Here is a 10,736-nt window from a genome sequence, read left to right as displayed (position 1 = left end):
TCGTGTAATCGACTGTAATTGATTTTTATGGATTTTCCGGGTCCGAATTGCAGGTTGTTGTATGCGAGGTCAAGTGCTCGTCGCCGCGTAATCGGTTGTAATTGATTTTGGTGAGCGAATGAATTGATATTGTCCTTGACGCGCTAATGACGTGTCGTCGGACTCAAATTCATAACGCTTAGTGAATGGAGATTAACCATGGCTTCCGAAATCACGCTTGCATCAAGCGCGCAGGACATCAACATCATCGCGGTGATCGATACGGAATGGGTCAAGAAGACGTATCCGAACCCGAGCCAGAATCAGGCCGCGCCGACCGGCATCGCCCACAATGGCCAGTTCCTGATCTGCACCGGTGCGCGTGGCGTCAAGGGGCAGGGCACGGCCGACCTGGAAATCACCGCATACCCGGGTGACCGCGTCCAGTTCACCGGCGTGTCGATCTACGACAACTCCGACGATGCCGTGATCATCTACAACATCCCCCGCTATCAAGGCGACGAGGTATTCAACCCGTTCGTCTGCAACACGGTCGTCCGCAATGGCGCGGTGGAACCCAACCCGGATTCGGGGACCCGCAACGGCCTCCCGCCGCTGAAGAAGCAACTCACGTTCGCGACCTTCGACTCGTCGGTCCGGCGAAGCGGGACGGAATATTTCGGCGTTTGCTTCGCGCTTTACAAGCTCGTCGGCGGGCAGAACCAGGAACTGTTCGGCTACTACTGGTGGGACCCGAAGATCATCGTTCCGGCCTGACCCGCTGCTGTCGGCTTCAGCGCCCGAGCACGCGGAAACGCGTGTGCAAGCAGAGGTGCAGGGCGGGCGCTGTTTCAGCGTAAGCGCGCCATCCTCCGCACCTCGTGCGGGAAGTCGGCGGCGCAGGGTGGTGCCCACGATCATGTCCGTGGGCACCACCGTTCTGCGTAGCGGCGAAGCAGCGCGATCCGGTTGCGCGGCGCTACACAGTCTTGTACGGTGAGCGTTCCTCGTTCGAACCGGAGCCCGCCGCGTGAGCCGTACCGCCAACCGATCCGCCGTACCGTCGCCGTTCTGGCGCGATACCGCGCTGCCGTTCATCGAGGCGCGCACCGTCGACGACGGGCGCGCGATCTGCTACGCGAAGCACACGCACGACACGTTTTCGGTGGGCGCGATCGTCGGCGGCACGAGCACGTACGTGAACGGCGCGACGAACGCGCACGTCGGGCGCGGCGTGCTGGTGATCATCGACCCGGAGCAGGTGCACGCATGCAATCCGTACGGCCCCGATGCATGGGCGTACCGGATGGTCTATGTCGACGTGCCGTGGCTCGCGCGGCTGCAACATTCGCTGGGCGGCGATCCGAACCGCGATTTTCACGGGTTCTCGCCGAAGTTGACCGAGCGCGGCGATCTGTTCGCGCGATTTGGCGGCTTCTACCGCACGCTCGTGTCGCCCGGCATCGATGCGCTCGGCAAGGAGAGTGCGGCGGTCGAATTCTTCACGGCGTTGCACGGCGCGCTCGACCGCGAACTGCCCGACCCGCGGCCGGGCGACGACAACGCGAAGCTCGCGCGCGCGGCCGACTACATCGCCGCCCATTGCCGCGAGGCCGTCACGCTCGATGCGATCTGCGCGGCGGCCGACCTGTCGCCGTCGTACCTGATCCGCGCATTCAATGCGCGTTACGGGATGACGCCGCATGCATTCCTGATCGATCGGCGCGTGCAGTACGGCCGCACCGAATTGCGGCGTGGCAGGCCGATCGCCGAAGTCGCGCTCGACGCCGGCTTTGCGGACCAGGCACACTTCCAGCGCGCGTTCCGGCGGATCGCGGCCGCGACGCCCGGCCAGTACCGCAGCGCGATGCGCTGAACGCCATGGGCACGACGGCTACACGTCGAGCAGAAACAGCGCGCTGCCCGCGAGCAGCAGCGCCATCAGCCGGTTGAACACGCGCATGCGCCGCGCGTTCGCGAGCCGGTGTCGCAGCGACGCGCCCGCATAGCCCCAGCATGCGATCGACGCGAAGCAGATCACCAGATACAGCGCGGCGAACTGCCAGACCTGCGCGCGATCGCCATCGGCCGCATACGCGCCCATCGCGGCCACGCACGCAAGCCACGCCTTCGGATTGAGCCACTGCATCGCCGCGCCGGACGCCGCCGACGGGCCGGCCACGTCGGGATCGGCCGACAGCCGGCCGTCGTCGAGCGCGAGCCGCAGCGCCATATACAGCAGGAACGCGATCCCCGACCACTGCGTGGCCGTCGTCAGCACGGGCCAGTGCGCGAGCGCCGCGTGCAGGCCCAGGCCGATCAGCAGGAACAGCGCGACGAAGCCGAGCGTCGCGCCCGCCGCGTAGCGCAGGCTCGCGCCGAGGCCGTGGCGGGCGCCCGCGCTGAGCGCGACGATGTTGACGGGACCGGGGGTGATCGACGAGGCGAGCGCGAACGCGGCCATCGAAACCAGCATGCTCATCAGGTGTCTCCATGCGACATGTCGAAAGTCGCATCGAGACTACGGGCGCGGCGTCGGCCCGTATTGAAGAAAACTGCCCTCGGCGGGCGCGGCCGCCGTCAGTGCAACGCGCGCGGCGCGTGCGTCGGCCGGACGCAGCGGCCCGCCCGGGGACGGCTGCGTCGACACCGAGAAGCCGAACGTGTTGACGCCGCCCGAGCACGCGACGAACACGCCGCCGCCGTGCATCTCGGCCACGGCCTTGACGATCGACAGTCCGAGCCCGTGGTTTTCCTTGCTGTTCGCGCGCGCTTCCTCGAGCCGGTAGAAGCGCTCGAACACGTGCGAGCGCTGCACCGGGTCGATCGGCTCGCCGGGGTTCGACACGGCCATCTCGACGAGCGTGTCGCGGCGCGTGATCGTCACGTTCAGCGTCGCGCCGGGCGCCGAATGCTGGATCGCGTTGATCAGCAGGTTCGTCATCGCGCGGCGGAACAGCGACGGATCGACGGCCGCGCGCGCGTCGCCGTGCAGTTCGGCACGCAACTGCGCCTCGTCGAGCGGAATTTCGAGGAAGTCGAGCATGCGCCGCACCTCGTCGGCGAGCGACACGTCCTTCAGGTCGCTCGCGCGCTCGCCGCGGTCGCTGCGCGACAGGAACAGCATGTCGTTGATGATCACGCGTAGCCGCTCGAATTCCTCGAGGTTGGACTGCAGCGTCTGGCGCATCCGGTCGACCGAGCGGTCGCGGCTCGTCAGCGCGACCTGGGTCTGGCCGATCAGGATGCTGATCGGCGTGCGCAGCTCGTGCGCGACGTCCGCGTTGAACGCTTCGAGCCGCGCGTAGGTTTGCTGGATGCGTTCGAGCGCGCCGTTGAACGACGTGGCGAGATCGCGCAGCTCGGTCGGCAGCGCGTCGGTGTGCAGCCGCTGGCGGCGGTTCGTCGCGCTCACGCTCGCCGCGTCCTGCGACAGCCGGTCGAGCGGCGCGAGCCCGAAGCGCGCGACCGCGCGGCTCAACAGCAGCGTAATGACGGTGGCCGTCGCGATCAACGCGGCCAGCGTCCATGCGAAACGACGCAGCATCCGCTGCGTGCGCTCGCACGACGACGCGACGATCAGCTTCACGTCCGGGCGCTCGCCGCTGCCCGCGATCGCGACGGTCTTCGTCATCACGTCGTAGCTGCTGTTGTTGAGCGCGTACTGCTGGAACGCGCCGAACGGTTGGCCGACGGGCACGCCGTCGACCGAATGGCCGAAGCGGAAATCGGCGTCGGGGCTGTCGATCTGATAGCGCGTCGACCCGTCCGGCGGTTCGAGGTCGGCGAGCTTTTCCTGCATCAGGCGGCCGCGTGCGGCCGTGGTCGCGTGCGACACGATCATCGCGGCGACCTTGGCGCGGGTGTCGATCGTCGCGCGCAGCTCGGCGAGCAACTGGCGCTCCATCATCACGAACAGCCCGCAGCCGACCAGCGTGAACACGAGCAGCGACACGATGCCGAACATCGCCGAGAGCCGCAGGATGATCGAGCGTTTCATGCGTGTTTCTCCACGTCGCCGTCCTCGCGCGCCTCGAGCACGTAGCCCATCCCGCGGATCGTATGCAGCAGCTTGTCCGCGAACGGGCCGTCGAGTTTCGCGCGCAGGCGCTTGATCGCCGTCTCGACGACGTTCGCGTTGCTGTCGAAGTTCACGTCCCACACGAGTTCGGCGATGGTCGTCTTCGACAGCACCTCGCCGCTGCGCCGCGCGAGCACGCCGAGCAGCTGGAATTCCTGCGCGGTCAGGTCGAGCCGCGCGCCGTCGCGGCTCGCGCGGCGGCCGATCAGGTCGACGCGCAGGTCGCCGATCGAGATCAGCGTCGATTCCTGCACGCGGGCGCGGCGCGTCAGCGCACGCAGCCGTTCGATCAGTTCGAGGAATGAGAACGGCTTGGTCAGGTAGTCGTCGGCGCCGCCGCGCAAGCCCCGCACGCGGTCGTCGACGCGATCGCGCGCGGTCAGCATGATGACGGGCGTCTGCTTCTGCGCGCGCAATGCACGCAGCACGCCGAAGCCGTCGAGCTTCGGCAGCATCACGTCGAGCACGACCACGTCGTAGTCGAATTCGACGGCTTTCCACGCGCCGTCCTCGCCATCGAGCGCGGTGTCGACGACCCAGCCTTCCTCGGTCAGGCCGCTCTTCAGGTATTCGACGACTTTCGGTTCGTCTTCGACGATCAGTACTTTCATGTTCGTTGTCCGCGTAACCGGGTTAAGGGCAGGTCAAGGGCCGACGCCCGCGCCGCGCTGCGGGGCCGCCGACGCGACGTCGGACGGCGCCGGGCCGTTCGCCGCATCGCCGTCCCAGCCGCCGCCGAGCGCCTTCGCGAGAAACACGACGAGCGCCGCGCGCTGGCCCTGGATCTGCACGGCCTGGCGTTCGCTCGTCAGCAACTGCTGCTGGGCCGTCAGCACGTCGATGAACGGCGTCAGGCCGCCCGCGTAGCGGTCCTGCGCGAGCGAGACGAGCTTGCGTGCGTCGTCGACGGCCGCGGAAGCCTGCTGCGCGGCCTGCGCGAGCACCGACAGGCCGGTCACCGCATTTTGCACCTCCTGGAACGCGGTGAGCACGGTCTGCCGGTAGCTGGCCTGCGCGGCGACGTAGCCGGCCTGCGCGAAATCGACGCCGGCCTTCAGCTTGCCGCCCTCGAGCAGCGGCTGGCTGAGCGACCCGCCGACCGACCACAGCAGCGCCGGCACGGTGAACAGGCCGGCGAAGCGGGTCGCGTCCCAGCCGATGTCCGGCGACAGCGTGATACGTGGGAAATACGCGGCGCGCGCGACGCCGATCTGCGCGTTCGCGGCGGCCATCGCGCGCTCGGCCGACGCGACGTCGGGGCGCCGCTGCAGCAGGTCGCTCGGCATTCCGGTCGGCAGCGCGGGCGCGTTGATCGGCACCACGCGCGGCGGCAGCGAGAAGGCGGGAGCCGGCGTGCCGACCAGCGTCGCGATCGCGGTTTCGACCTGCGCGCGTTGCTGCATCAGCAATTGCGCCTGCGTGCGCGTCGCGTCGAGCTGCGCGCGCTGCTGCAACAGGTCGAGGCCCGACACCGCGCCGAGGTCGTGGCGCGCGCTGACGTAATCGAGCGCCTTCTGCTGCAGGTCGATCGAGCGCTTGACGACGTCGATCTCGGTGTCGAGCTCGCGCAGCGTGAAATAGCTCGACGCGAGGTCGGCGCTCAGCACGAGGCGCGCGTTCGCGAAATCGTCACGCGACTGCTCGGTGCTGGCCTGGGCGGCTTCGACGTTGCGCCGCACGCGGCCGAACAGGTCGAGTTCGTAGCTGACCGCCGCGCCGACCTGGATCTCGTTCTGCACGGTCGACATGCTCTGCGTCGCGTAGTTGGTCTGCGGCCGGTCGGCGGAGATCTTGAAGCGCTGGCCGCTCGCGTTCAGCCCGACGGCCGGATACTGTGCGGACGCCACCGACGCGAGCGTCGCCTTCGCCTGGTCATAGCGCGCGGCCATCGCCTTCAGGTTCTGGTTGTTGCGCAGCGCGTCGGCTTCCAGTGCGTCGAGCTGGGCGTCGCCGAACGCGGTCCACCAGGCGGGATCGAGCGGCGCGCGGGCCGGCGCGGCCGGCTGCCAGTATGCGTCGGCCGGGTCGAGCCGCCACGCGGCCGGCGTATCGACGGGCGGGCGCCGGTAATCCGGGCCGACCGTGCAGCCGGCGAGCACCGCAGCCGCGACGATCGCGACGGCGCCGATCGCGGCCGGGTGCACGCGGGGGCGCATCGCGATCACGACTTCGCCCCCGCGACGGCCGAGGCGGGCTGCGCAGCCGGCGCCTGCACGACGACCCGGTCGCCGGTCGCGAGCGCGTCGCTCGGGTTCGCGACGAGGCGGTCGTTCGGCGTGATCGGCCCGTCGACTTCGAGTGTCTGGCCGATCGTGCGCACGACCGTCACCTGTTTCAGCCGGACCTGGCCGTTCGCATCGACGGCGGCGACCGTCGGGCCTTCGGCGCGGAACAGCAGCGTATTGGCCGGCACCTGCAGGCGGCCGACCGGCGTCATCGGCAGCGTCGCCTGCACGTACGCGCCGGGCAGCAGCCGCCCGTCCGGGTTCGGCAGCGTGATCTCGATCTGCAGCGAACGCGTCGCGACGTCGATCGCCTGCGACGTGCGCGTGATCGTCCCGTCGAAGGTCCGACCCGGCAGCTCGGCCTGCGCGACGCTCACGTGCTGGCCGACCTTCACCTGCTGCGCATACGCCTGCGGCACCTGCACGTACAGGCGCAGGCGGTCGGCCTGCACGACCGTGAACAGCGAGCGGCCCGCGTTGCCGGAATTGACGAGATCACCGACGTCGACGTTGCGCTGCGTGACGATCCCGTCGATCGGCGCGACGATCCGCTGGAAGCCCTTCAGCTCGGTGAGGCGGCGCATGTTCGCATCGGCCGCCGCGAGGTTCGCGCTGCCCTGGCTGAACGCGCCTTGCCGGTCGTCGAGCTCCTGCTGCGACACCGCATCGCGCTGGCGCAACTGCTGCGCGCGGTCGAACGACGTCTTCGCGAGCGCGAGCGCGGCTTGCGCCTGCTGGCGCTGCGCGGTGGCCTGCGCCAGTTCCTGGTTCAGTTCCGGCGTGTCGAGTTCGGCGAGCGTTTGTCCCTGCTTCACGTGCGCGCCGATATCGGCCTGCCAGCGCAGCACGTAGCCGCTGGCGCGCGCATAGATCGGCGCCTCGACGAAGCCGCGCAGCGTGCCGGGCAGCGTCAGCTTGCCGCCGGTGGCCGCGTCGACCGGATGCACGACGCTCACGTACTGGCGCGTGTTTTGCTCGGCGACCGCGTCGAGGCGATGCTGGTTCAGCACGTTGACGACGATGGTGCGCGCGGCGCCCGCCGCGAGCAGCACGCCGATCACGATCAGGACGATCCGTCCGCGCCGCGACACCGACGCGCGCGCCGGCAGGTGCATGCCGTGTTCGTCCACCTGGATGCCGACGGCGCTGTGATGTTTCTCTTCCATGAATTCAACCAGTTCAACCGGGTAGTGGGGGCGAAAGTCAGTGTCCGGCCTGGCGCGCACGCCGCCGGGCCAGCCGCGCATGCACGCCGCCGAACACGAGCGGCACGAACAGCAACGTCGAAACGGTCGCGAACAGCAGCCCGCCGATCACCGCGCGGCCGAGCGGCGCATTCTGTTCGGCGCCTTCGCCGAGACCGAGCGCCATCGGCACCATCCCGATGATCATCGCGAGCGCCGTCATCAGCACCGGCCGGATGCGGGTCGCGCCGGCCTCCAGCGCGGCCGTGAGCGGCGGCGCGCCCGCCGCGAGGCGTTGCCGCGCGAACGACACGACCAGGATGCTGTTCGCGGTCGCGACGCCGACCGTCATGATCGCGCCCGTCAACGCGGGCACGCTCAGGTGCGTGCCGGTGATGAACAGCATCCACGCGATGCCGGCGAGCGCGGCCGGCATCGCGCTGATGATGATCAGCGGGTCGAGCCACGACTGGAAATTGACGACGATCAGCAGGTAGACGAGCACGATCGCCATCGCGACGCCCGCGCCGAGCCCGATGTACGACGTGCGCATCGTCTCGATCTGGCCGCGCATCGTGAGGTCGGTGCCGCGCGGCAGCGTCGCGCGGGCGTCGGCCACGATGCGGTCGATCTCGCCCGCGACCGCGCCGAGATCGCGGCCCTCGACGCTCACGTACACGTCGATCGCCGGGCGGATGTTGTAGTGCGTGATCACGGCCGGGTTCACGGTACTGCGCACCTGCACCAGGTTGCCGAGCAGCTGCAGCGGCGTGCCCGTGCGGCCGCTCGCGGAGATCGGCGTGCCGAGCAGGTCGTCGACCGACGACAGGTTGTATTGCGGGGTCTGGATCTGCAGCGGGTACTGCACGCCGGTGCGCGGGTTGATCCAGAACGACGGCGTCGTCTGCGAGCTCCCCGACAGCGAGATCAGCATGTTCTGCGCGACGTTCTGCGCGGAGAGATTGAGCTGCTGCATGCGCGTACGGTCCATGTCGGCCAGCAGGGTCGGCTCGTCGTTGCGTTGCAGCACGTGCACGTCGACGGCGCCGGGGATTTGCCTGATCTTTTTCATCAGGCTGCTCGCAATGGTCATGTTACTCGCGAGATCGTTGCCCAGCACCTGCACGTCGATCGCTGCCGGCTGCCCGAAGTTGAGGATCTGCGTGATGATGTCCGACGGCTGGAAGAAGAACTCGACGCCCGGGAAGCGCTGCGGCAGTAGCGTGCGCAGCGTCTGTACGTAGTGCCCGGTCGCGCGGTGGCCGGGTTTCAGCGCGATCAGCAGTTCGCCGTCGAGCGTGCCGATCGTGCCGGCGTTGCTGTACGACAGGTTGATGCCGCTCACCGGCAGGCCGAGGTTGTCGACGATCGCGCCGAGCTCGTCGGGCGGCACGGTTGCGCGAATCACGCGCTCGACCTGGTCGGCGAGCCGCGCGGTTTCCTCGATCCGGTAGCCGGTCGGCGCGCGCACGTGCAGCCGGAGGTTGCCGGAATCGGCGTTCGGGAAGAAATCGCGGCCGAGCACGAGCACGAGGCCGGTCGACAGCACGCAGAAGCCGAGGAAGCACAGCGCGTAGAAGCGGCGGCGCACGAGCAGGATGCTGAGCAGCACGATGTACCACGCGCGCAGCCGTTCGAACGCGTGGTTGAACGCGTGATGGATGCGCGCGAAGCGCGACGTCGAATGATCTGCGCCGGTGTTCGCCTGCTGCGGGCGGAACAGCAGCATCGCGAGCGTCGGCACCAGCGTGCGCGACAGCACGTACGACGCGAGCATCGCGAACACCACGGCTTCCGCGAGCGGCACGAACAGGAAGCGCGCGACGCCGGTGAGGAAGAACATCGGCACGAACACGATGCAGATACACAGCGTCGACACCAGCGCGGGCACCGCGATCTCGCCCGCGCCTTCGAGGATCGCGTCGTGCAGGTTCGTGCCCAGATGCAGGTGCCGCTCGATGTTCTCGATCGTGACGGTCGCGTCGTCGACGAGAATGCCGACCGCGAGCGCGAGCCCGCCGAGCGTCATGATGTTGATGGTTTCGCCGAGCGCGGACAGCGCGATCAGCGACGTGAAGATCGACAGCGGGATCGAGATCGCGATGATCAGCGTGCTGCGCCAGTTGCCGAGGAACAGCAGGATCATCATCGCGGTCAGCACGGCGGCGATCAGCGCCTCGTGGATCACGCCCTGGACGGCCGCGTTGACGAACACCGACTGGTCGAACAGCGGCGTGATCGTGAGCCCCTCGGGCAGCGTCGGGATCACCTTCGGCAGCAGCGCCTTCAGGTCCGACACGACCTTGAGCGTCGACGCGTCGCCGCTTTTCAGGATCGAGATCAGCACGCCGCGCTGGCCGTTCTGGCGCACGACGTTGGTCTGCGGCGCGAAGCCGTCGCGCACCGCCGCGACTTCGCGCAGGTAGGTCGTCGCACCGTTGATCGTCTGGACCGGCAGGTTGCTGATGTCGGCGACCGTATCGGCCGACGCGTTCGTGTCGATCCGGTATTCGGTCTGGCCCATCTTCGCGGTGCCGGTCGGCAGCACGAGGTTCTGCGCGTTGACCGCGTTGACGATGTCGGCCGGCGTGAGGCCCTTCGCCTGCAGCGCCTGCGGGTCGAGGTCGATCGCGACCACGCGGGTGCGACCGCCGTACGGGAACGGGATCTGCACGCCCGGCACCGTGATCAGCTGCGGGCGCAGGAAGTTGAGCGCGATGTCGGCGAGCGACTGCTCGCTGAGCGTCTTGCTCGACAGTCCGAGCTGGATCACCGGAATGCTCGACGCGGAATAGGTGATCACGAGCGGCGGCGTCGCGCCCTGCGGCATCTGCCGCACGATCGCCTGCGCGGACGATACCGTCTGCGCGATCGCCGTCTGCACGTTCGCGCCGGGCTGCAGGAACACCTTCACGACCGCGATGCCGGGCAGCGACGTCGATTCGACGTGCTGGATATTGTTGACGGTCGTCGTCAGGATGCGTTCATGGACGGACGTGATGCGGTTCGTCATCTCCGTCGCGGAGAAGCCGCTGTAATTCCAGATCACGCTGATGACCGGGATGTTGATCGCGGGCAGCACGTCGACCGGCGTGCGCATCAGCGCCAGCGGGGTGGCCAGCACGATCATGATGGCCATGACGATGAACGTGTAGGGGCGCCTGAGCGCGAGATTGACGATCCACATGAAGGCGGCGGGGCAGGCGGTGATCGGCGGCGGTGAAGGGAACCCGAATGATAGGCGTCGGCCCGCAACGGGTTACTGTC

8 protein-coding genes are annotated in these 10,736 nt (G+C 68.4%); 2 read left to right on the top strand and 6 right to left on the bottom strand.

Going from position 1 to position 10,736, the window contains the following annotated elements; translation table 11 throughout:
* Positions 1-198: 198 nt before the first annotated feature.
* Positions 199-756 carry an inclusion body family protein gene (locus H3O04_RS14520; protein ID WP_006479130.1) on the top strand — a complete coding sequence of 186 codons (558 nt, stop codon included), beginning with the start codon at positions 199-201 and terminating at the stop codon, positions 754-756.
* 253 nt (positions 757-1,009) lie between these two features.
* Positions 1,010-1,855 (top strand): AraC family transcriptional regulator, encoded by an 846-nt coding sequence (locus tag H3O04_RS14515; RefSeq protein WP_006479129.1) that lies wholly within the window; start codon positions 1,010-1,012, stop codon positions 1,853-1,855.
* 18 nt (positions 1,856-1,873) lie between these two features.
* Here the strand turns inward: H3O04_RS14515 and H3O04_RS14510 are convergent, their stop codons facing one another.
* Genes H3O04_RS14510 through H3O04_RS14485 form a run of 6 tightly spaced genes read right to left on the bottom strand, consistent with a single transcriptional unit; the run spans position 1,874 to position 10,656 of the window.
* Positions 1,874-2,461 carry a LysE family translocator gene (locus tag H3O04_RS14510; RefSeq protein ID WP_006479128.1) on the bottom strand — a complete coding sequence of 196 codons (588 nt, stop codon included), beginning with the start codon at positions 2,459-2,461 and terminating at the stop codon, positions 1,874-1,876.
* Positions 2,462-2,500: 39 nt separating this feature from the next.
* On the bottom strand, positions 2,501-3,979 hold the full coding sequence (locus tag H3O04_RS14505) for a heavy metal sensor histidine kinase (RefSeq protein WP_202587923.1): 1,479 nt from the start codon (positions 3,977-3,979) through the stop codon (positions 2,501-2,503).
* Entirely contained in the window at positions 3,976-4,671 is a 696-nt protein-coding gene (locus H3O04_RS14500; RefSeq protein WP_023477539.1) for a heavy metal response regulator transcription factor, read from the bottom strand. The genes H3O04_RS14505 and H3O04_RS14500 overlap by 4 nt, the downstream gene beginning before the upstream one ends.
* 33 nt (positions 4,672-4,704) lie before the next feature.
* The gene (locus tag H3O04_RS14495) at positions 4,705-6,216 is read right to left on the bottom strand and encodes an efflux transporter outer membrane subunit (RefSeq protein ID WP_202587922.1); all 1,512 of its coding nucleotides are present in this window, start codon (positions 6,214-6,216) and stop codon (positions 4,705-4,707) included.
* A 5-nt stretch (positions 6,217-6,221) separates the two neighbouring features.
* A complete protein-coding gene (locus H3O04_RS14490; RefSeq protein WP_077219187.1) occupies positions 6,222-7,451 on the bottom strand; it encodes an efflux RND transporter periplasmic adaptor subunit in 1,230 nt (409 codons plus the stop codon).
* A gap of 37 nt (positions 7,452-7,488) precedes the next feature.
* On the bottom strand, positions 7,489-10,656 hold the full coding sequence (locus H3O04_RS14485) for an efflux RND transporter permease subunit (RefSeq protein WP_006479123.1): 3,168 nt from the start codon (positions 10,654-10,656) through the stop codon (positions 7,489-7,491).
* Positions 10,657-10,736 lie beyond the last annotated feature (80 nt).

The organism is Burkholderia sp. KCJ3K979, assembly GCF_016759955.1.
Taxonomy (GTDB): Bacteria; Pseudomonadota; Gammaproteobacteria; order Burkholderiales; family Burkholderiaceae; genus Burkholderia; species Burkholderia orbicola.
This window is presented reverse-complemented; position numbering and strand designations above follow the sequence as displayed.

Bases quoted from the DNA above. Each gene is read 5' to 3' on its own strand.
- H3O04_RS14520 (WP_006479130.1), top strand. From the start codon at position 199: ATGGCTTCCGAAATCACGCTTGCATCAAGCGCGCAGGACATCAACATC.
- H3O04_RS14510 (WP_006479128.1), bottom strand. From the start codon at position 2,461: ATGAGCATGCTGGTTTCGATGGCCGCGTTCGCGCTCGCCTCGTCGATC.
- H3O04_RS14505 (WP_202587923.1), bottom strand. From the start codon at position 3,979: ATGAAACGCTCGATCATCCTGCGGCTCTCGGCGATGTTCGGCATCGTG.
- H3O04_RS14500 (WP_023477539.1), bottom strand. From the start codon at position 4,671: ATGAAAGTACTGATCGTCGAAGACGAACCGAAAGTCGTCGAATACCTG.
- H3O04_RS14495 (WP_202587922.1), bottom strand. From the start codon at position 6,216: ATGCGCCCCCGCGTGCACCCGGCCGCGATCGGCGCCGTCGCGATCGTC.
- H3O04_RS14490 (WP_077219187.1), bottom strand. From the start codon at position 7,451: ATGGAAGAGAAACATCACAGCGCCGTCGGCATCCAGGTGGACGAACAC.
- H3O04_RS14485 (WP_006479123.1), bottom strand. From the start codon at position 10,656: ATGTGGATCGTCAATCTCGCGCTCAGGCGCCCCTACACGTTCATCGTC.